The organism is Sphingopyxis sp. (genome assembly GCF_036261875.1).
In the GTDB taxonomy this organism is placed as follows: Bacteria; Pseudomonadota; Alphaproteobacteria; order Sphingomonadales; family Sphingomonadaceae; genus Sphingopyxis.
This window is the reverse complement of sequence record NZ_DATAJZ010000004.1, coordinates 1-21,328: the sequence shown is the minus strand read 5'-3', so window position 1 is coordinate 21,328 and position 21,328 is coordinate 1. Positions and strand designations below refer to the sequence as shown.

The 21,328-nt window shown below is 66.8% G+C and carries 19 protein-coding genes and 1 tRNA gene; 5 read left to right on the top strand and 15 right to left on the bottom strand.

Annotated features, from left to right (window positions below):
• Positions 1–78: 78 nt before the first annotated feature.
• Positions 79–2,415: an ATP-dependent Clp protease ATP-binding subunit ClpA gene (gene clpA / locus VHO04_RS00735; protein ID WP_329626567.1), complete on the bottom strand. Its 2,337-nt coding sequence runs from the start codon at positions 2,413–2,415 to the stop codon at positions 79–81.
• Between the two features lie 625 nt (positions 2,416–3,040).
• On the opposite strand from clpA, the gene VHO04_RS00730 reads away from it, so the two are divergent.
• The 3 genes from VHO04_RS00730 to VHO04_RS00720 are packed head-to-tail and all read left to right on the top strand — an operon-like array spanning position 3,041 to position 5,987.
• Complete coding sequence (locus VHO04_RS00730) at positions 3,041–4,573, top strand: acyl-CoA synthetase (protein ID WP_329626566.1); 1,533 nt, start codon at positions 3,041–3,043, stop codon at positions 4,571–4,573.
• Positions 4,570–5,187, top strand: coding sequence for a 2-hydroxychromene-2-carboxylate isomerase (locus tag VHO04_RS00725; protein WP_329626565.1), 618 nt, complete (start codon positions 4,570–4,572; stop codon positions 5,185–5,187). The genes VHO04_RS00730 and VHO04_RS00725 overlap by 4 nt, the downstream gene beginning before the upstream one ends.
• A complete protein-coding gene (locus tag VHO04_RS00720; protein WP_329626564.1) occupies positions 5,184–5,987 on the top strand; it encodes a crotonase/enoyl-CoA hydratase family protein in 804 nt (267 codons plus the stop codon). Before VHO04_RS00725 ends, VHO04_RS00720 begins: the two co-directional genes overlap by 4 nt.
• Here the strand turns inward: VHO04_RS00720 and VHO04_RS00715 are convergent.
• From VHO04_RS00715 to VHO04_RS00690, 6 genes are read right to left on the bottom strand one after another with little or no spacing between them, the layout of a single operon-like run.
• Positions 5,984–6,679 (bottom strand): ATP12 family chaperone protein, encoded by a 696-nt coding sequence (locus VHO04_RS00715; RefSeq protein ID WP_329626563.1) that lies wholly within the window; start codon positions 6,677–6,679, stop codon positions 5,984–5,986. The genes VHO04_RS00720 and VHO04_RS00715 overlap by 4 nt on opposite strands.
• On the bottom strand, positions 6,676–6,912 hold the full coding sequence (locus VHO04_RS00710) for a hypothetical protein (protein WP_297665626.1): 237 nt from the start codon (positions 6,910–6,912) through the stop codon (positions 6,676–6,678). The genes VHO04_RS00715 and VHO04_RS00710 overlap by 4 nt, the downstream gene beginning before the upstream one ends.
• A complete protein-coding gene (locus VHO04_RS00705) occupies positions 6,909–7,529 on the bottom strand; it encodes an FMN-binding negative transcriptional regulator (RefSeq protein ID WP_329626562.1) in 621 nt (206 codons plus the stop codon). The genes VHO04_RS00710 and VHO04_RS00705 overlap by 4 nt, the downstream gene beginning before the upstream one ends.
• Positions 7,529–8,728, bottom strand: a complete 1,200-nt coding sequence (locus VHO04_RS00700; RefSeq protein WP_329626561.1) for an RluA family pseudouridine synthase — start codon at positions 8,726–8,728, stop codon at positions 7,529–7,531. Before VHO04_RS00700 ends, VHO04_RS00705 begins: the two co-directional genes overlap by 1 nt.
• A complete protein-coding gene (gene crcB, locus VHO04_RS00695) occupies positions 8,725–9,102 on the bottom strand; it encodes a fluoride efflux transporter CrcB (RefSeq protein ID WP_329626560.1) in 378 nt (125 codons plus the stop codon). Before crcB ends, VHO04_RS00700 begins: the two co-directional genes overlap by 4 nt.
• Before the next feature lie 47 nt (positions 9,103–9,149).
• Complete coding sequence (locus VHO04_RS00690) at positions 9,150–9,725, bottom strand: thermonuclease family protein (protein ID WP_329626559.1); 576 nt, start codon at positions 9,723–9,725, stop codon at positions 9,150–9,152.
• A 233-nt stretch (positions 9,726–9,958) separates the two neighbouring features.
• Between VHO04_RS00690 and VHO04_RS00685 the strand changes: the two genes are divergently transcribed.
• Positions 9,959–10,981, top strand: coding sequence for a MarR family winged helix-turn-helix transcriptional regulator (locus VHO04_RS00685; RefSeq protein WP_329626558.1), 1,023 nt, complete (start codon positions 9,959–9,961; stop codon positions 10,979–10,981).
• A 51-nt stretch (positions 10,982–11,032) separates the two neighbouring features.
• Positions 11,033–11,108: transfer RNA gene (locus tag VHO04_RS00680), tRNA-Val, on the top strand.
• A 2-nt stretch (positions 11,109–11,110) separates the two neighbouring features.
• Here VHO04_RS00680 and VHO04_RS00675 read toward each other — a convergent pair.
• From VHO04_RS00675 to VHO04_RS00640, 8 genes are all read right to left on the bottom strand, one after another.
• Positions 11,111–11,380 carry a CBU_0592 family membrane protein gene (locus tag VHO04_RS00675; RefSeq protein ID WP_257544989.1) on the bottom strand — a complete coding sequence of 90 codons (270 nt, stop codon included), beginning with the start codon at positions 11,378–11,380 and terminating at the stop codon, positions 11,111–11,113.
• Positions 11,381–11,609: 229 nt separating this feature from the next.
• Positions 11,610–14,282: an aconitate hydratase AcnA gene (gene acnA / locus VHO04_RS00670; protein WP_329626557.1), complete on the bottom strand. Its 2,673-nt coding sequence runs from the start codon at positions 14,280–14,282 to the stop codon at positions 11,610–11,612.
• 158 nt (positions 14,283–14,440) lie between these two features.
• Positions 14,441–15,622, bottom strand: coding sequence for a GGDEF domain-containing protein (locus tag VHO04_RS00665; RefSeq protein WP_329626556.1), 1,182 nt, complete (start codon positions 15,620–15,622; stop codon positions 14,441–14,443).
• Positions 15,623–15,731: 109 nt separating this feature from the next.
• Entirely contained in the window at positions 15,732–16,742 is a 1,011-nt protein-coding gene (locus VHO04_RS00660) for a LacI family DNA-binding transcriptional regulator (protein WP_329626555.1), read from the bottom strand.
• A 49-nt stretch (positions 16,743–16,791) separates the two neighbouring features.
• Entirely contained in the window at positions 16,792–17,796 is a 1,005-nt protein-coding gene (locus VHO04_RS00655; RefSeq protein WP_329626554.1) for a DUF2891 domain-containing protein, read from the bottom strand.
• 96 nt (positions 17,797–17,892) lie between these two features.
• Positions 17,893–18,831 (bottom strand): DUF979 domain-containing protein, encoded by a 939-nt coding sequence (locus tag VHO04_RS00650; RefSeq protein WP_329626553.1) that lies wholly within the window; start codon positions 18,829–18,831, stop codon positions 17,893–17,895.
• On the bottom strand, positions 18,828–19,499 hold the full coding sequence (locus VHO04_RS00645) for a DUF969 domain-containing protein (protein ID WP_329626552.1): 672 nt from the start codon (positions 19,497–19,499) through the stop codon (positions 18,828–18,830). The genes VHO04_RS00650 and VHO04_RS00645 overlap by 4 nt, the downstream gene beginning before the upstream one ends.
• 135 nt (positions 19,500–19,634) lie before the next feature.
• A partial coding sequence (locus tag VHO04_RS00640) for a hydantoinase B/oxoprolinase family protein (protein WP_414713065.1) occupies positions 19,635–21,328 on the bottom strand: 1,694 nt, incomplete at its 5' end.

Below are 21,328 nucleotides of genomic sequence, written 5' to 3'. Positions count from 1 at the left end.
CCAAACCCTCCCCGCTGCGACTAGGGAGCAAGCTCCCAAATCTCGCTACCCCTCCCGTTAACGGGAGGGGTGGATTCCTCACTCCGCCGCCTTCTCGGCCTTGCCCTTCGCCTTGCTCTTGCCTGCCTTGGGCGGTGCGGGGACGATCTCGAAGGTCAGCGGGTTGCCGACATGGGCGTCCTCGCCGGTCTTCATCTTCACCTTGACCTCGCCGCCGTGGACGAGCTTGCCGAAGAGGAGTTCCTCGGCGAGCGGCTGCTTGATCTTCTCCTGGATCAGGCGGCCCATCGGACGCGCGCCATAGAGCTTGTCATAGCCCTTGCCGGTCAGCCATTCGCGCGCCGCGTCGTCGAGCTGGATGTGGACGTTGCGGTCGGCAAGCTGCAGTTCGAGCTGCAGGATGAACTTGTCGACGACGCGCGCCACGACTTCGGGCGGCAGATAGCCGAAGGGGACGATCGCATCGAGGCGGTTGCGGAATTCGGGGGTGAACATGCGCTTCACCGCCTCTTCCTGCACATCCTCGCGGGTCACGGTGCCGAAGCCGATCGACTCGCGCGTCATGTCGCTCGCGCCCGCGTTGGTCGTCATGATCAAAATGACGTTGCGGAAATCGACCGTCTTGCCGTGGTGGTCGGTCAGCCGGCCGTTGTCCATCACCTGCAGCAGGATGTTGAACAGGTCGGGATGCGCCTTTTCGATCTCGTCGAGCAGCAGCACGCAATGCGGATTCTGATCGATCGCATCGGTCAGCAGCCCGCCCTGATCGTATCCGACATAGCCCGGCGGCGCGCCGATCAGGCGGCTCACCGAATGACGCTCCATATATTCGCTCATGTCGAAGCGCTGGAGCGGAATGCCCATGATCGACGCGAGCTGCTTGGCGACCTCGGTCTTGCCGACGCCGGTCGGACCGCTGAACAGATAGTTGCCGATCGGCTTCTCGGGATCGCGCAGGCCCGCGCGGCTGAGCTTGATTGCCGACGACAACACCTCGATCGCGGTGTTCTGCCCGAAGACGACGCGCTTCAGGTCGGTTTCGAGCGTTTCGAGCACCTTCTTGTCGTCGCTCGACACCGATTTGGGCGGGATGCGCGCCATCGTCGCGATCACCGCCTCGATCTCCTTGGCGGTGATCGTCTTGCGGCGCTTCGACGGCGGCACCAGCATCTGCATCGCGCCGACCTCGTCGATCACGTCGATCGCCTTGTCGGGCAGCTTGCGGTCGTTGATGTAGCGCGACGACAGCTCGACCGCCGCGTTGATCGCGTCGGCGGTATATTTGACATTGTGGTGGCTCTCGAAGGCTTCGCGCAGGCCCGCGAGGATCTTTTTCGTATCCTCGATGCTCGGCTCGATCACGTCGATCTTCTGGAACCGGCGAAGCAGCGCGCGGTCCTTCTCGAAATGATTGCGGAACTCCTTGTAGGTCGTTGAGCCGATGCAACGGATGACGCCGCCCGACAGCGCGGGCTTGAGCAGGTTCGATGCGTCCATCGCGCCGCCGCTGGTGGCGCCGGCGCCGATCACCGTGTGGATCTCGTCGATGAACAGGATCGCGTGCGGCAGCCCTTCGAGCTCGGTCACGACCTGTTTCAGCCGCTCCTCGAAATCGCCGCGATAGCGGGTGCCCGCGAGCAGCGCGCCCATGTCGAGCGAATAGATGACCGCGGGCAGCAGCACCTCGGGAACGTCGCCCTCGACGATCTTGCGCGCGAGGCCCTCGGCGATCGCGGTCTTGCCGACGCCGGGATCGCCGACATAGAGCGGGTTGTTCTTGCTGCGGCGGCAGAGGATCTGGATCGTCCGGTCGACCTCGGCGCTGCGGCCGATCAGCGGGTCGACCTTGCCACCCTTCGCCTTTTCGTTGAGGTTGACGGTGAACTGGTCGAGCGCGGTTTCCTTCTTGGACTTGCCGCTCTCCTTCTCCTTCGCCTCTTCCTTTTCCTCGGGCTCGGCCTGCGGCGAGGGCTTGCCGCCCTTGCCGACGCCGTGGCTGAGGTAGGAGACCGCGTCGAGCCGCGTCAGATCCTGCTGCTGGAGGAAATAGACGGCGTAGCTCTCGCGCTCCGAAAACAGCGCGACGAGGACGTTGGCGCCTGTCACCTCGTCCTTGCCCGACGACTGGACATGCAGGATCGCGCGCTGGACGACGCGCTGGAAGCCGCTGGTGGGGGAGGGGTCGCTGTGCCCCTCGACCTTCAAACTGTCGAGTTCGGTGTCGAGATAGTGAACGACCGCCGATTGCAGGTCGCTCAGCGCGACGCCGCACGCGCGCATCACTTCGGCGGCGTGCTCGTCGTCGATCAGCGCATAGAGCAGATGCTCGAGCGTCGCATATTCGTGATGCCGCTCTGACGCGGCCTTCAGCGCATTGTGCAGGGTCTTTTCGAGGCTCTCCGAAAAGGACGGCATGGGCTTATCTCCTTGGGGACAAGCCGGGGAGAGGCCCGCCCGCTACACACAAAGTGGCGATGCCGCCGCCCCGCCGCAAGGGAAAAGCGGAGGCGGATGTGAAATTACGATGACAGGATTGCGCTATGGTTAACGGGGCGTTTGGATTTTCGGCTTCGGCCGCGCCATTTTGTTCCAAAGTTCAGGAAAGTTCAGCCTATTGCATCCCTGGTGTCGACGTCGCGGCGCGCTGGGCGCGTTCAGTCAAATGAAGGAGCCGGGTGAAGGCTGACACAGCCGGATAATGTAGGAAAGGCCTATTTGAAGCCGATGTCGGCTTTGGGGTGGGGAGCAGACATTCCCCATTTTCGTCATTCCCGCGAAAGCGGGAACCCAGTGTGGGGTTAGCCGACGCACGCTCTGGGTCCCCGCTTTCGCGGGGATGACAAAGTTAGGAGAGGCCGGGCGCCCGCAATCGGCCGCAACCGGTCGAAATAGGGGAGCGGTAACTCCCCCGATCTTGCGGTGTGATTTGACGCTTCTTGACCGCACATGCCGACGCCGGTCCCGCTCGCTTGACCGAAAGTTTCAGTTTGCTACGGGTCTTGGACATAACATACCAACGAGCCCTTGGAGAGATCGCCCGATGCACCCCTCAGTTCACGCCGCCACCCATCCCGACAAGCCCGCGGTCATCGTCGCCGAAACCGGCGAGGCGATCAGCTATGCCGAACTCGATGCCGCCTCGAATCGCGCCGCGCAGATGTTTCGTGCGCATGGGCTCGGGCATGAGGATGTCGTCGCCTTCATGCTCGACAATACGCCGCATTATTACGGGCTGACGTGGGGCGCGCAGCGTGCGGGGTTGCGCTATGTCTGCATCTCGTCGCGGCTGACGCAGGACGAGACCGACTATATTCTCGACAATTCGGGCGCGAAGATGCTCGTCGTCTCAGCGAGTCTCGCGGCCGCGGCGCAGCAGCTCACGACGAAGATCGAGCGCTATGCGATGGGCGGCGACATAGCGGGCTGGCCGAAGATCGAGGACGAGCTGGCGAGGATGCCCGCGGAGCGCATCGCCGACGAGCGCGCCGGGGTCGACATGCTCTATTCGTCGGGGACGACGGGCCGGCCGAAGGGCGTCAAGGTTCCGTTGCCTGAGGAACAGGCGATCGACGCGGCGAACAGCCTCGTCATGCTCGCCTCGGCGGCGTTCGGGATCAATGCCGACAGCGTCTATCTGTCGCCCGCGCCGCTCTATCACGCCGCGCCGCTGCGCTGGTCGATGACGATCCAGCGGCTCGGCGGCACCGTCGTCCTGATGAAGAAATTCGATCCCGAGGGCGCGCTTGCGGCGATCCAGCATTATCGCTGCAATTCGGCGCAGTTCGTGCCGACGCATTTCGTGCGGATGCTGAAATTGCCCGACGCGATTCGCGCCCAATATGACGTGACCTCGATGAAAAGCGCGATCCACGCCGCAGCGCCGTGCCCGGTGCCGGTCAAACAGGCGATGATCGACTGGTGGGGCCCGGTGCTGCTCGAATATTATGCGGGATCCGAAGGCAATGGGATGACCTTCGCGAGCAGTCAGGACTGGCTCGCGCACAAGGGCACCGTCGGTCGCGCGATCAACGGCGTCGTCCATATCGTCGGCGAGGATAATGAAACCGAAGTGCCCGTGGGCGAGGAAGGCGCGGTCTTCTTTGAAAGCGACAGCGTCTTCGAATATCACGACGACCCGGAGAAAACGGCTTCCAGCCGCAATGCGAAGGGCTGGTCGACGCTCGGCGACGTCGGCAAGCTCGACGCGGACGGCTTCCTCTATCTCACCGACCGCAAGAGCTTCATGATCATCTCGGGCGGGGTGAATATCTATCCGCAGGAGATCGAGAATCATCTCGTCACCCACCCCAAGGTGGCCGACGTCGCGATCGTCGGCGGCCCGCACGAGGAGATGGGCGAAGAGGTGATCGCGGTCGTCCAGCCCGCCGACATGGCCGATGCGACCGACGCCTTCCGCGACGAACTCATGGCCTATGCACGCGAGAAATTGTCGGGGGTGAAGATCCCGCGGCGGATCGATTTCATGGAGGCGCTGCCGCGCCACGACACCGGCAAGCTCTACAAAAGGCTGCTGCGCGACCAATATTGGGAGAAGACGAAGGCGGGGGCATGACCGCGCGCGTCGAATTCTTCTTCGATCTGTCGAGTCCGTGGACTTGTCTGGCCTTCCACAATCTGCCCGGCGTGCTCGAACGCACCGGGGCGGCCGCGACCTGGCGCCCGATCCTCGTCGGCGGGGTGTTCAACGCGGTCAATCCCGCCGTCTATGCCGCGCGCGAGCAGGCCGACAACCGCCGGATGGAGCATAGCTGGAAGGTGCTCAAGGACTGGGCGCGGCTTGCCGGGGTGCCGATGAACTTTCCGTCGAGGTGGCACCCGGCGAAGAGCATCCACGCGATGCGCTTCTGCTGCGCGCTCGAGGAGGATCAGGACGCGCTCGTCCGCTTTGCCGGGGCGGCGTTCGCCAGCTATTTCGACCGGCAGGAAAATCTCGACGATCCGGACGTGCTCGAAGCGGTCGCGAAGGGCGTGGGGCTCGACGGCGCCGCGATCCGCGCCGCATCGACCAGCGACGCGGTGAAGGCGCGGCTGCGCGCCAATACCGAAGAGGTGATCGCGCGCGGCGGCTATGGCTCGCCGACGATCTTCGTCGAGGACACCGACATGTATTTCGGCAACGACCAGTTCCCGCTCGTCGAGGCCGCGCTCAAAAGGACAGCAGAATGAAGGACCGCATTTCGATCACCATGCTGGAGGACGGCATCGCCGACGTCCGGCTGATCCGCGCCGACAAGATGAATGCGCTCGACACCGCAATGTGGTCTGCGCTTGCGGAGGCGATCGACGAACTCAAGGTCAAACCGGGCCTGCGCGTCGTCGTCCTGTCGGGCGAAGGCCGTGCCTTTTGCGCGGGGCTCGACCTCTCCAGCCTCAGCGCCGAGCGCGATCCGGGCGCGAGCAGCGCGGGCGGAACGCTCGCCGACCGCACGAGGGGCCTGTCGAACAATGCCCAATATGCCGCCTGGGGCTGGCGCGAATTGCCGGTGCCGGTGATCGCGGCGGTGCACGGCGTCGCCTTCGGCGCGGGAAGCCAGATCATGGCCGCCGCCGACATCCGCTTCGTCCACCCCGACACGCGCCTCGCGATCATGGAGATGCGCTGGGGCCTCGTCCCCGACGTCGCGGGCATGGCGCTGTGGCGGACGCAGGTCGCCGACGATGTGCTGCGCGAGATGATCTATACCAACCGCGAATTTTCGGGTTCGGAAGCGAAACTGCTCGGCTTCGCGACGCACGTCTCCGACGATCCGCTCGCGAAGGCGCTGGAGCTTGCGCGGGTGATCGCGAACAAGAATCCGCACGCGATCCGTGGCGCGAAACGGCTGTGCAACATGCTCGCCGACGCGAACGACGCCGAAATCCTGCAGGCCGAAAGCGACGAACAGGTCAAGGTCATCCGCACCCCCAACCAGATGGAGGCGGTGATGGCGCATATGGAGAAAAGAAAGCCGAACTTCGCGGACTAATCGCCCAGCAGGCTCAGAAACCGCGCCGCATGGTGCCAGTCGGCCTCGCGCCGCGCGCGCGCTTTCTGCGCTTCGCTGTCGGCGCCCCAGCGGCGTTCCTGATAGAGTTCGTCGAGGCTGACGGCGTCCCATAGCGCCTCGGCGGTGAAGGCATCCTCGGCGAGCGCGAGTCCGGCGACGAGCGATCCGCCGATCGTCACCAGCGGCGTCAGCGCCGTAAGGCGAAAGGGATCGTGCGCCAGGAGCGCCGCGCGGAGCGCCGCGATGGTCGCGGGCGGCTGGTCGACCGGCAGTACGCCCTGCGCGAGCGCGAACTCGACGCCGTGACGCGCTTCGGCCCAGGCGAGCAGCGGGTTCCACGCCGCCGCTTGCTCGGCCTGCAACGCCGCGTCGCGGTCGTCGCGGTAGCAGAAGAGGTCGCTTTCCGCATAGGCGGCGATCGGCTCGGCGAAGGCGGCGGGATCGGGGCTGGCGAGGTCGATCGCGGCGTTGGCGAGGCCGGTCAGCGGCATCGACGCGGGGTCGATATCCTCGCCCTGCGCGTCCCATTCGGCGGCGATCGCTTCGGCCAGCGCCCTGGTCGGAACCGCCAGCGGTGCCCGCTCGGGCGTACGCACCGGACGCCCGTCGAGTGCAATGCCCCAGCTGCCCGCTTCGGCGATGACTTCGGCCTGTTTCCAGAAGCGTTTCATAATTCTTTCGGCGACCGCCAGCGGCGCGCGAGGATGCGCGGCATCACCGCGAAGTCGAACACGCCCGCCAGCACGACCGCGACCCCGATCCAGCGGTCGGCGGGCTGCCCCGCGACCGCCCAGACGCCGCGGATCAGCAGGAAGCCGGCGATGATGAAGAGCGCCCCCATCAGGCGCATCGCGGACAGCGCGAAGAAGCGCTTTCTGGCAAGGGCGTCGCCCGGCTGGTTCATGCGCTTTTCCCTTCCTCGCCAAGCTGGCGCATCAGATGCGCGAGCGCGCCGTGCCCGCTCGCCTCGATCCCCGCGGCGACGCTTTCGCGTTCGCCCGGCGCCTTGTCCTGCGACAGCTTGAGCGTCGAGCGCCACGCGGTGATCCGCAGCTCGAAGCCGGTGATCGCGCCCGTCATCTGGCTGAAGCGCGCGGGGTTCATCTTGGCCCGCGTCCACGGCGGATCGATGCCGATCCGCGCCTCGTGCTCAGCCGAAAGCGTGTCGAGCTGCGCGATCAGTTCGGCATCGTCGAGCTTGCGAACCGGACCTTCCATCTCGATCGCGATATAATTCCACGTCGGAACCTGATCGGCGGCGGCATACCAGCCCGCGCTGACATAGGCGTCGGGCCCCTGCACCACCGCCAGCGCGGTCATCCCGTCCAGATGCTTCGTCAGCCCGTTGCCGCGCGACAGATGGAATTGCAGCGTCGCCGCATCCTCGCTCAGCACCACCGGCGCGTGCGCGACGCGCGGGCCGTCGGGCGTGCCCGCGAAAATCCCGGCGAAGGCGATCTCGCGCACGAACAGTGCGGGCAGGTCTTCCTGTCGCGGACGATATTGGGGATTGGGATGCATCAACGCGCCTTAGGCGGGCGCAGCCCCTTGGGGGGTGGGCGCTTCGCCGGACGCTTGGCGGCGGGCTTGCCGGTTCCGGTCTTCGCTTTTGGCTTGGGCTTGCCGACATGATCGGTCGGCTTGCTCGCGGCGGTGCGACCGCGCCGTTCGCCGCGCCGTGCCTTGCGGATTTGCTTGCTGTGCGCCTTGGCGGCGGCCTTCGCCGCGGCTTTCGGCGGCGGTCCCTTGGGGGCATCGTCGAGTCCGACCTCGCCGAGCAGCGGGTCGAAGCCCAGCGCGTCGAGGCTCGCGGCGAAATGCTCGGGAACCGGGGCCGTGATATCGATCGCGCCGCCGTCGGGATGGTCGATGCGCAGGCGGCGGCTGTGCAGGTGCAGCTTGCGGCTGATCGCCCCGGTCAGGAAGGCGCCCTTGCCGCCATATTTGCCGTCGCCGACGATCGGATGGCCGATCGCCGCCATATGGACGCGAAGCTGATGGGTGCGGCCGGTCAGCGGCTGCAACTCGACCCAGGCGGCGCTGTTCCCGGCGCGCTCGACGATCCGGTAGCGCGTCTTCGACGGCAGGCCCTTGTCGTCGACGTGCATCTTCTCGCCGCCCGAACCCGGCTGCTTGGCGAGCGGCAGGTCGATCTCGCCCTGCGCGATGTCGGGGACACCGACGACGATCGCCCAATAGGTCTTGCGCGCGCTGCGATTCGAAAAGCTCTTGGCGAACCAGGCGGCGGCGCGCGGCGTGCGCGCGATCAGCAGCGCGCCCGACGTATCCTTGTCGAGCCGGTGAACCAGTTTCGGCCGGACCGGCCCGTCATATTTCAGCGCGTCGAGCAGACCGTCGACATGTTGTTCGGTCTTGGTGCCGCCCTGCGTGGCGAGGCCGGGCAGCTTGTTCAGCACCAGCGCGCTCGTATCGCGGTGGATCACCATTGATTCGGCGAGTTCGACATCGGCGTCGGTCAATGGTCGGCCCTTGCGCGCGGGACGCGCGGCGGTCTCGACCGGCGGCGTCGGCATGACGAGCTTTTGCCCCGTTTCGATGCGGTCCGACACGTCGGCCTTCCGGCCGTCCAGCGTCAACTGGCCCGACCGCGCCCAGCGCGCGAGCAGCGCGTGCGGCGTTCCCGGCCGGTGGCGCTTGAACCAGCGGTCGAGGCGGATGCCGTCGTCTTCCTCGGCGATGATGGCGCTGTCGATACTCATGCGGACAATTGCCGCATCGTCAGAATCCCGGCGCCGCACGCCGCGATGCCGATTAGCACCGAGGCGAGGACATAGGCCAGAGCCTGCATCGTTTGCCCGCGCTCGAACAGGACCCAGAATTCGAGGCTGAACGACGAAAAGGTCGTGAAACCGCCGAGGATGCCGACGCCGAGGAATAGCCGCGTCGTGTCGCTGCCGCCGCTGCGCGCGAGCCAGCCGATAAGCAGGCCCATCAGCAGGCTGCCGGCGATGTTGATCGACAGCGTCCACCAGGGAAAGCCGGGGCCGAGCCGCGCGAGCATGACCTGGCCGACCAGATGCCGCGCCCCGGCGCCGATCGCGCCGCCGACCATGACTGGGAAAAGTCCGTTCATGCGCTCGCCCTAGCCGCAAAAACGTCCGCCGAAAAGCGGATGCATATCTAGGCGTCAGGCAGGGTGATCGCACTCGCGGACCGCGCGTGCGCCGCGCGCCAGTCGGCGGGCAGGTCGAAGCGGCCTTGCCAGATGCCGCGCCGCTTCGCCTCCGCCTCGGCGGCCTCGAATGCATAGGCGTCGCCGGTCGCGACGGCCCAACCCTGCCGCACCATTTCGGCGCCAAGATCGATCCCGTCGGGGCCCGGCTGCGTCCGGCATGATGCCAGGGTGCGGCCATAGCGGTCCTTTGCCGCATAGTCGCAATGGAGCGGGCCACGCCCGGCGAGCCGTTCGAGCGCGCTGCGCGCGTTATGGCCGCACGGCCAGCGGCTGCCGTCGGCGCGCGCGCAATCCTGCCGATATTCGACCGCGTCGATCCCGGTCAGGCGGATCGTCAGTGTGCCGTCATCCTCCTGCCGCACGGTCAGGCTGTCGCCGTCGATGACGCGCACCAGCGGCGCGACAGCGGCGGGGGGCTGGCTGGTCCAGACGGCGACCGCGAGACCGGCGAGCAAAAGTAGTGCGGCGAGCGAACGCAAGCGACGGCGCCAGCGCATGCGGGTGACGATCGACAGCGGCATGGGCCGGCGCCTGATCCGTGGCGGCGCGCTTGGCAAGCGTAAATAAGGGATTGACGAAAAGAACAAACAGGGTCCAAATTGGACTAATCCCGACCGGCTGCTTCCGTGCCGACCTATGGACAGGACTCCGCTAGGTCCGAATTGGCGGCAAATGGGAACGAACAAAAGGTGAATATGGCCGGAATGACGACATAAGGACACCGGGGCGGAGCGAGGAAATGGGGGGATGTGGCATGGAACAGGCGATTCAGATTCGACCCGGATCGGGGGATTTTCCGCCATCGGCATTCGGCGCCGGGGCCGATACGGAATCGACACCGGGCGCGGTCTCGTCGCTGCTGCTGGTGGGATCGCGGATGCGCGCCGATGAACTTGCGGCGATGGACCGCGTGCGCGTCTCGTGCGTCGAGGCCGCCGAGGCGGCCGATCATCTGCGCGCGAGGCCGATCACCGACATTCTCTGGCTCGCATCGAAGGAAGCCATCGAGCCCGAAACCTTCGCCGCCCTTTGCGGCGTCGCTGTCGCGAAATCCTGTCGTCTGGTATGCGAGGCTCCTTTTGGTGCACTCGACCGGCTGATGGCGGTGGCGCCTGGCGCGCTTCGCGTCGAATGGCTCGTCGATGCGGACGCGACCGATCGCTTCGTCGCGTTGGCCGCCGCGCGGCGCGAATGGTATCGGGCGATGCACGAAGTAACGCGCGATCCGGCGATGGAACGTATCGACCAGTTGCAGGAGGAGGTGGCGCGCATCTCGCGCCTGCTCGGCGAGCTTGCGGGGCAGCCGCGCGTCGGCCTTCCCGGCACGCCGGCATCCTATGCGCCCGCGAACGAGGGGTTCGGCGACTATACCGGACAGGTTCGCGCGCCGGCGCGCGATTTCGCCGCGATGCCGCGCAGCTTCGTCCCCGAGGAGCGCACGATCGACCGCCAGCGCGCGAAAGCGGTGCGGCGGATGCTGCGTCAGCGGCGGATGCGCGAGCAATATTTTCCCGCCGACCTCTTCGCCGATCCGGCGTGGGACATGCTGCTCGACCTCTATGCGGCGCGGCTGGAGCGGCAGCCGGTATCGGTGTCGAGCCTGTGCATCGCCGCCGCGGTTCCCGCGACGACCGCGCTTCGCTGGATCAAGACGATGACCGACGCCGGGCTGTTCCTGCGCGAGGCCGATCCGCTCGACGGGCGCCGCATCTTCATCGCGCTGTCGGAAGGCGCCGCCGATGCGATGGCGCGCTATTGCGAGGCGCTGGAGGAATAGGCGGCGCTTGCCAGCGCGAGCGGCTTATGGCAGGGGCGCGCTTCCCTTTTGGGGCGCTTAGCTCAGTTGGTAGAGCATCTCGTTTACACCGAGAGGGTCGGCGGTTCGAGCCCGTCAGCGCCCACCATCTTACCCGGCGATATTCGCCTCCCGCCCACGCCGGACGTTCCACAGGGTGACGAGGCCGACGGCGACCCAGACGACATTGAGCGCGGCGTTGGGCAGCGCGCCGTGATAGCCCGAATTGACGATGAAGCCGGCGGCGCCGAGGACGTTCATCCCCTGATAGACGCGGCCGCGCGCTTCGAGCTTGCCGAACGACAGCAGGGCATAGGCGGCGAGGATCAGCACGGCAGCCGCCCAGCCGATGACCTCGATCGCGATCTCCAGCGCATCCATGCCTGCCCCTTTCCCTCCCGGCGCTCAACGTATCGAGCGCCCGGAATATCGATCAGGGTCCCGGCCTTGGCAAGATAAGGAGGAGGTCCACTCCTCGCTTGCGAAACAAAGCCGCGTGCTCCCGCGAAGGCGGGAGCCTATCTCCGGCCGGTGCCATATCGAACCGGCCGGAGATGGGTCCCCGCCTTTGCGGGGACACACGACTCTTTCAATCGATTGCGTTTCGGCGTCAGGCGGCGAGCTTGCGCAGCACGTAGTGCAGGATGCCGCCGTTCATATAATATTCGACCTCGTTCGCCGTATCGATGCGGCAGAGCGTGTCGAAGCTGAAGGTCGAACCGTCGGCGCGCGTGACCTCGACCGTCACGGTCTGGCGGGGCTTGATGTCGGCCACCCCCTTGATCGTGAAGCTGTCGTCGCCGGTCAGGCCCAGCGTCTCGCGAGTCTGGCCTTCGAGGAACTGCAACGGCAGAACGCCCATACCGACGAGGTTCGAGCGGTGGATGCGTTCGAAGCTTTCGACGATCACCGCGCGGACGCCGAGCAGGTTGGTGCCCTTCGCCGCCCAGTCGCGCGACGAGCCGGTGCCATATTCCTTGCCCGCGACGACCACCAGCGGCGTGCCGTCGGCCTTGTGGCGCATCGCGGCGTCGTAGATCGGCATGACCTCCTGCCCGTAGCGCGACATGCCGCCCTCGATGCCGGGGACCATTTCGTTCTTGATGCGGATATTGGCGAAGGTGCCGCGCATCATCACTTCGTGGTGGCCGCGGCGCGAGCCGTAGCTGTTGAAGTCGGCCTTCGCGACCTGATGCTCCATCAGCCACTGGCCGGCCGGGCTGTCGGCCTTGATGCTGCCGGCGGGGCTGATGTGGTCGGTGGTGATGCTGTCGCCGAGGATCGCGAGCGGCTTGGCGCCGACGATGTCGCTGACCGGCGCCGGGGTCATCGTCATCCCCTCGAAATAGGGCGGGTTGGCGACATAGGTCGAGCCCGCGCGCCACTGATAGGTGTCGCTGCCCTCGACCTCGATCTTCTGCCAATGTTGGTCGCCGGTGTAGACATGGGCGTAGCGCGCCTCGAACATGTCGCGGCTCACCGCGCCCGCGACGACGGTCGCGACCTCTTCATTCGTGGGCCAGATGTCCTTGAGGAATACGTCGGTGCCATCCTCGGCCTGGCCGATCGGGGTGGTGGTGAAATCCTCGATCACCGTGCCCTTCAGCGCATAGGCGACGACGAGCGGCGGCGAGGCGAGGAAGTTGGCGCGCACGTCGGGCGACACGCGGCCCTCGAAATTGCGGTTGCCCGAAATGACGGCGGCGGCGACGAGGCCATTCTCGTTGATCGCCTTCGAAATCGGCTCGGCGAGCGGGCCCGAGTTGCCGATGCAGGTCGTGCAGCCATAGCCGACGAGGTTGAAGCCGATATTGTCGAGATGCGACTGCAGCCCGGCCTTTTCCAGATAGTCGGTGACGACCTGCGACCCCGGGGCGAGCGAGGTCTTGACCCACGGCTTGGGTTTGAGGCCATAGGCGTCGGCTTTCTTCGCGACGAGCCCCGCGGCGACGAGGACGCCGGGGTTCGAGGTGTTGGTGCAGCTCGTGATCGCAGCGATGGTGACGTCGCCGTCGCCGATGTCGAAATCCTTGCCCTCGACCGGAACGCGCGTCCCCGCCCGCTTATAGGTGTTCGCCATGTCGGCGTTGAACACATCATCGACATCGGGGAGCGAGACGCGGTCCTGCGGCCGCTTCGGCCCGGCGAGGCTGGGGACGACGGTGCCGAGGTCGAGTTCGAGCGTGTCGGTGAACACGGGGTCGGCGGCGCCTTCCTGGATCCACAGGCCCTGCGCCTTGGCATAAGCTTCGACCAGCGCGATATTTTCCTCGCTGCGGCCGGTCAGCCGCATATAATCGATCGTCTTGTCGTCGATGCCGAAGAAGCCGCAGGTCGCGCCATATTCGGGCGCCATATTGGCGAGCGTCGCGCGGTCGGCGAGGCTCAGCGAAGCGAGGCCGGGGCCGAAATATTCGACGAAGCGGCCGACGACGCCCTTGGCGCGCAGCATCTCGGTCGCGGTGAGGACAAGGTCGGTTGCGGTGACGCCTTCCTTGAGGCGGCCGGTGAATTTGAAGCCGACGACTTCGGGGATCAGCATCGACACGGGCTGGCCGAGCATCGCGGCCTCGGCCTCGATCCCGCCGACGCCCCAGCCGAGCACGCCGAGGCCGTTGATCATCGTCGTGTGGCTGTCGGTGCCGACGCAGGTGTCGGGATAAGCAACGGTGTTGCCGTCGGCATCCTCGCTCGACCACACCGCCTGCGCGATATGTTCGAGGTTGACCTGGTGGCAGATGCCGGTGCCCGGGGGCACCGCCTTGAAGTTCGACAGGCTCTTCGATCCCCATTTCAGGAAGTCGTAGCGCTCGCCGTTGCGATAATATTCGATCTCGACATTCTGTTCGAACGCTTTCGGCGTGCCGAATTCGTCGACCATCACCGAGTGGTCGATGACGAGGTGGACGGGGACGAGCGGGTTGATCCGGGTGGTGTCGCCGCCGAGGGTGGCGATCGCATCGCGCATCGCGGCCAGATCGACGACGCACGGCACGCCGGTGAAATCCTGCAGCAGCACGCGCGCCGGGCGATACTGAATCTCGCGGTTCGAATGCGGATCCTTCTGCCAGTCGACCAGCGCCTGCGCGTCATCCTTCGACACGGTGAAGCCACCGTCCTCGAAGCGGAGGAGGTTTTCGAGCAGTACCTTCATCGAGAAGGGCAGGCGCGACACGTCGCCGAGCTTCGCCGCGGCCTTGTCGAGCGAATAATAAGCGTAAGTCTTGCCGCCGACGCTCAGCGTCGAACGGGTTCCCAGCGTGTCGTGGCCCGTGGTCGTCATAGGATTGCAGTCCCCATGTTGGCGCGGCGGGGAATGACTGTCCGATGGCGAAGCGGGAGAGCGGGGCCAACGGGAGTCGCACGCGCGGGTTTATGTTGGCGCCGCCTTACGCCCAGACCATGGAAATGCAAGGGGGTGGGGAGAGACGGTCGATCCCGCTAGGCGCTGGTCGCGACGGGGAGCACCGGTGCGGGGGCGAAGGCGCGGACGCGATTGCGGCCCGCGCGCTTCGCTTCGTAGAGCGCCTGGTCGGCATCGCGCAGCAGGCGCGACAGGCCGTCACCCGGGGCGCCGGCGACGAGGCCGATGCTGGCGGTCGGGCAGAGGGTTGCGGGAATGCGGTCGGCGCAGGCGGCTTGAAGCCCCGTGCGGATCGCCTCGGCAAGTTGCCGCGCGCTCTCGACACCCGAGCCGGGAAGAAGAAGAGCGAATTCCTCGCCGCCGATGCGGCCCGCGATCGTTTCCGCCGGGCTGGCAGTCCGGGCAAGCGCGCCGAAGGCCGCGATGATCGCGTCGCCGACCGCGTGGCCGTGGGTGTCGTTGATGCTCTTGAAACGGTCGAGGTCGGCGATCAGCAGGCTGACGGGGCGTGCCTCGTCGGCGCAGCGGCGTAGCATCGCCGCGGCTTTCGCTTCGAACCCGCGACGGTTGAACAGGCCTGAGAGCGGATCGCCATCGGCTTCCGCGCGAAGTTCGGCGAGCATGTCGATTGCAACCGCGACCATCAGGCTGATCGCCGCGAGGATCGATACCATCGCCTGGCTGAACTGCACCGTCGTCCAGTAAAGCGACTGCTGAAAGCCGACATAATCGTCGAAGCCGCCGCTGAAGGTCAGGATGACGACGGGGCGAATGAGCAGATTCGCCGCCGAGAGCGCCGCGATCCAGAACAGGACGCGGTCGATCAGGTGCGGCCGCTCGATGGGCCATAGGGCGCGCACCACCATTAGCGCGATCGCGCCCGCGCCGACGCTGATCGCATAGATGCGCGCCGGAATGCTCGGCTGGGCGAGCAGGAACCAGGTGAAGACCGCGGTCGACAGCGCCGCGACGATCGCCATCGCGCGCCACGGTATGGGCAGGCCGTACCGCCCGATGATCGCGGCGGCGAACAGCGCGCCGGTGGCGAGAAAGCCGATATTGGCGGGAAGCCGCTGCAATTCCATCGGCATCGCCGGGACGACATCCTGGAACAGGAAGGCGATGGCGGTGGCGAGATAGGCGCCCGCGGCATAGGCGATGTAGCGCTCGCGCCGCTGAAGCCACATCAGGAAAAAGGCAGCCGCAAACGCCAGGCCGATGCCCGGATTGAGAAGCGAAATGAAAAGCTGTCCCGTCAAAGCGGTATCCTGCCTCGGGCCCCCCCAACAATCCTAGGCAGGGTATAGATAACAAGTGGTTACGGCGGGTCATGGCCCGCCGACAGTGTGTAACGGTGAGGCGGCGCGGTCAGGCGGTGCCGCGAACCGCGAGACGGACGGGGATGCGGGTGCCGCTGTGCGCGAAATCCTCGTCCTCGAGCGCCATCGCGACGAGCGCTTCGCCCGCGGCATCGAGATCGGGCTCGATCGTGGTGAGCGCGGGGTCCGCCATGTTGCCGGCGCGGATGCCGTCGAAGCCGATAAGCGCGATATCCTGTGGCACGCGGCGGCCGGCTTCCTTGAGGCCCTGAAGCACGCCGAGCGCGAGCATGTCGCTCGCCGCAAAAATGGCATCGACTTGCGGATGCTGGGCAAGCAGAGTGTGCGCGGCGGCGACGCCCTGCGCGTGGCGGTCGGCGGCGGTGGGCGGCTCGGTGAGGATCGGCGTGATGCCGTGGCGGCCAAGCGCTTCGACGAAACCGTCGCGGCGCTCGTCGAACTGACGCTGCGGCGAGCGTTGCGGGCCGACGAAGGCAACATGTCTGCGCCCGCTCGCAACGAGATGCTCGGCGGCGAGGCGGCCGCCGGTGCCGTTGTCGCTGCGCATCCAGTGGAACGGATCGCCGGGACTGCCCCAGCAGACGAAGTCGAGGCCGGTGGCCTGAGCCTCGGCGAAATAATCCCATGCGGCGCGGTTGCTGGTCGTGCCGATGACGATCATCGCGTCGGCGAGCCCCGACGCCACGAAGTCGGCGCGGAAATTGGCTTCGCTCTCCTGAAAGGAGACGAGGAGGTTGAACCCGCGCGCCGAGGTCGCGGCGGCGATGCTGCCGAGCAGCGCGAAATAGAAGGGGTTGATCGCGCTGCGATCCTCGCCGGGTCGGCAGACGGTGACGAGCGCGAGCGTCTCGCTGCTTTTCAGGCGCAGCGACGAGGCGTGGCGGTCGACGACATAGCCGAGTTCGCGCGCCGCAGCGGCGACGCGGGCGCGGGTCTCGGCATTGACGCCGGGGCTGTTCCGGAGCGCGCGCGACACGGTCGATTGCGACACGCCGGCGCGCTCGGCGACGTCGAACGATGTCGGGCGCAGCGTCTTCATGGCAGTCGTCTCCCCTTTCCGCCGTCTCTCGCCGTGAGGGGAAGGCTTGTCAATCGGCGAGGCCGTCGAGTGCCAGCAGCGCGAAGCTCGCGAGCCAATGTTCGCCCATATAGTCGCCAGTGACGTGCGGGAGTGCAGCGGCGAGGTGGCGCTCCGCTGCAGCTTCGGCGACGGCGCTGACGGGGTGCACGGGGCCGAGCGCGGTGGCGATCCGCCGCCAGCACCAGGCGCGGCTGAGATTCAGGCCGTCGAGATGCGCGATCTTGCCGTCGCTGCGGTCGGAAACGGTGGCGGGCGTGAAGAGGGTGCCGGGCTGCTCCTCCGCGGCATGAGGGAGGAAGGTGTCGAACCAGCGCGGGAAATCCTCGCCGAGAACGGAGGCCATCAGATGCGCTTCGGTGAGCGCGGAGGAGAGGAATTCGTCGCCGCCGGGCTCCCACGCCGGACAGTCGCGGTCGCTGGCGAACCAGTCGCGGGCGCGGGCGTCGATCAGGCGGACGAGATCGGGGTCGCGGCTCCCGGCCCAATGGCGCGCGAGCAGGAGGGCGAAGGCGATGTTGAAATGGGTGCCGACGCGCAAGGGGTAGGTGAGTTTGGGCAGGAAGGCGTGGAAACGCGCCGCGAAGGCCAGTGCCAGCGGTTCGAGCGCGGCGCCCCATGGAGCGTCGTGGCGCTCGGCCTCGGCATGGAGCGCGAGCAGCCAAGCCCAGCCGTAAGGGCGCTCGAAGCCGGCGGACATGGGACGCGAGAGGAAGGCGAGTTCGCCCGCGACCTTTTCGGGGACGAGCATTGCGTCGGCGCGGGCGCGGATCTCGGCGGCGACGGGCAGGTCGGGGAAACGCCGCGCGAGGCGGAGGATCTGCCACCAGCCGTGAACGCAGCTGTGCCAGTCGAAGCTGCCGTGGAAGATCGGGTGATGTGCGCGCGGGGGTTTCGCATCCTCGGGGCCGGTCAGGACGAGATCCATCTTGTAGGGATATTCGCGGCCGAGGTGAGACAGGGTCGCGGTGGCGAAGCGGGTGGCGTGGTCGGAGGTGAGGTGCATATGTTCCATTAGCGCGTCATTGCGAGCGAAGCGAAGCAATCTCCAGCTATCGATCTTGTGCAAGGCTGATAGCTGGAGATTGCTTCGCTTCGCTCGCAATGACGATCAGAAGGCGAGCAGCCAGATAAACACGATGTTCGCGGCGAGCAGCGGCACCGCGGTGCCGATCTGCGCCTTGATCACGCCATAGGGGCTTTTGAGTTCGAGCAGCGCGGCGGGGACGAGGTTGAAGTTCGCCGCCATCGGGGTCATCAGCGTGCCGCAAAAGCCCGCGAGCATCCCGATCGCCGCGACGACCGCGGGATCGCCGTGATACTGCTTGATCAGCAAGGGCAGGCCGACCGCCGCCATCATCACCGGGAAAGCGGCGAAGGCATTGCCCATCACCATCGTGAAGAAGGCCATGCCGAGCCCGAAGGCGAGCACCGCGCCGAACAGGCTGCCCTGCGGGATCGCGCCGCCGATCAATCCGCCGACGACCTCGCCGACCCCGGCGAGCGCGAAGACCGCGCCGAGGCTGGCGAGCATCTGCGGCAGGATCGCCGCCCAGCCGACCGCGTCGAGCAGGCGGCGGCCCTGCTGCGCGGGAAGCAGGAGCAGGGGCTTGAAGCGCGCCATGCCGACCGTAAGCGCGATCAGCACGCCGATCGCAAGCGAGATCAGCGTCGCCTGTTTGGGGTCGGCGAGGCCGGGCACATATTTGAAAAGAAAGGTGCCCGCGAGCGCGACCGCGGGGATGATCAGCGCGACCAGAAGCAGGAAATTGCCATGGCGCGCGGCGCGTTCGGCCTGTACCTCGGCGGATACCTCGCCGCCGGGGGCGCGGCCGATCTGGCCGGTGCCCGCGATCGCGACGAGCGCGAGGACGAGCAGGCCGTTCTGGAAATCGGTCAGATAGTCGCCGCCGAGCATCGACAACGCGAGCAGGCCCCAGAAGGCGGCGTTGCCGAAGCGTTTCGGGTTGGTGCGGTCATACAGGCCGAGCAGCGCGAAGAGCGCGAAGGTCCAGCCCGCGAGAATATAGACGAAGTCGAGCGTGATCATGCGCCCGCCTCCCGCTTCCGCATCCGCTTTTCGAGGCGGCGGAGGCGGAAACCGTGGATCAGGAAAGCCGTGATCGCGGTGGGGATCGCCCAGAGCGAGAGATGCAGCGGCTCGATGCTGTAGCCATAGGTTTCGAGCAGGCCCTTCATCAGCAGGATCGAACCGATCGCGAGGAAGATGTCCTCGCCGAAGAAGAGGCCGACATTGTCGGTGGCGGCGGCGAAGGCCTTGACCTCTTCGCGCTGGTCGTCGGTGAGGGCGTCGTTCCTTGCTTCCGCTGCCGCTTCGGCCATCGGCGCGACGAGCGGGCGCACGGTCTGCGGATGCCCGGCGACCGAGGTCAGGCCGACCGCCGCCATCAGTTGGCGCAGCAGGAGGTAGGAGGTGAGCAGGCGGCCGAGCGTCGCGCCCTTCATGCGATCGATCAGGCTACGCGCGTGCTGCTGAAGCCCATAGGCTTCGAGCAGGCCGATGACGGGGAGGACGATCCAGACGATCGAGACGTAGCGCGTGTCGTTGAACGCCTTGCCGAAGGCGGCGATGATCGCGCTGATGTCGAGCCCCGCGGCGAGCCCCGTCGCGAGCGCCGAGGCCATGATCACGAGCAGCGGATTGAAGCGGAGCAGGAAGCCCGCGATAATGATGGCGATGCCGATCAGGACGAGCACGGGGTGTTCCCAAGCGCGTCATTCCCGCGAAGGCGGGAATCCAGCTTTCCAATACGGGTTGATAGCTCGGCGGTTGCCAAGCGGGATCCCCGCCTTTGCGGGGATGACGAAAAGTGGAACGACGGCTGGGTCAAACTATTCCCCCTCGGCTTCCCCATAGCCTCCGCCGCCCGGCGTTTCGATCACGAAGGCGTCGCCGGCTTCGAGGTTGGCGCTGCCCGTTGCGGCGAGTGTTTCGGTGCGGCCGTCGGCGCGTTCGACCCAGTTGCGGCCGGGCGCGGCGTCCTCGCCGCCCGCGAGGCCGGCGGGGGGTATCTTGCGGCGGTTCGCGAGGATGTTCGCCGCCATTGGTTCGCGGAAGCGGATGCGGCGCCTTGCGCCGTCGCCGCCGGGCCAGCGGCCGCGGCCGCCCGAATCCTTGCGGATCGAAAATTCCTCGACGATCACCGGGAAGCGCGTCTCCATTATTTCGGGGTCGGTCATGCGGCTGTTGGTCATGTGGGTCTGGATCACCGCGGTGCCGTCGAAGCCCGGCCCGGCGCCCGAACCGCCCGCGATCGTCTCATAATATTGGCGCGTTTCGTCGCCGAAGGTGAAATTGTTCATCGTCCCCTGCGCCGGCGCCATCGCGCCGAACGCCGCGAACAGCGCGTCGGTGATGACCTGGCTCGTCTCGACATTGCCCGCGACGACGGCGGCGGGATAGCTGGGGGACAGCATCGAATCCTGCGGCACGATCAGCGTGACGGGGGCGAGGCAGCCCTCGTTCATCGGGATCGGGTCGTCGAGCATGGTCCTCAGCACATAGAGGACGGCGGCGCGGACGACGGGCATCGGCGCGTTGAAATTGTCGGGGAGGGTCGGCGACGAGCCGGTGAAGTCGATGGTGACGTGGCGCGCCTCGCGGTCGACCCGGACGGCCACCGCGACCTCGGCGCCATTGTCCATCGCGTAGCGGAATTGGCCGTCGCTCAAACGGGCGATGAGTTGGCGGACCGCGGTCTCGGCCTGCTTCTGGCCGTGCGCCATATAGGCGGCGACGGCGCCGGCGCCGTGCGCGGTGCTGAGGTCGGCGAGCGCGCTGGCGCCGCGCTGGCAGGCGGCGACCTGCGCCTTGAGGTCGGCGATGTTGAGCGCGGGGTTGCGGGCCGGGAAGGGACCGGTGGTCAGGTGCGCGTGGACCTCGGCATCGAGGAAATTTCCGTCATCGACGATCAGGCGGTTGTCGAAGAGAATGCCTTCCTGATCGATGCTGCTGCTGCCCGGCGGCATCGAGCCGGGCGCGATGCCGCCAAGGTCGGCGTGGTGGCCGCGCGCGGCGACGAAGAAGTTCGGTTCTTCGCCCCCCTCATCTTCTTTGGCCACGAACACCGGCATGATGACGGTAATGTCGGGGAGGTGGGTGCCGCCGTCATAGGGCGCGTTGAGGGCATAGGCGTCGCCGCGCCGGATGCCGCGGCCATCTTTGGTTCTTTGGCGGAGGATGGTGCGGACGCTTTCGCCCATCGAGCCGAGGTGGACGGGCATGTGCGGGGCGTTGGCGACGAGGCGGCCTTCGCCGTCGAAGATTGCGCAGGAGAAATCGAGCCGCTCGCGGATGTTGATCGACGAAGCGCTGTGCTGAAGCGCGCCGCCCATTTCCTCGGCGATCGCCATGAACAGGCTGTTGAAGATTTCGAGGCGGATGGGGTCGGGGGGCTGAGTCAAGCCCTCCCCTTCAGGTGAGGGCAGCGAGACCTGGTTCGGCGAAGCCGGGCCTGGTCGCAGCGGGTGGGGTCCATCGGCCTTGCGCAAGGCCGATGGACCCCACCCGCTGCGACCAGGCCCGG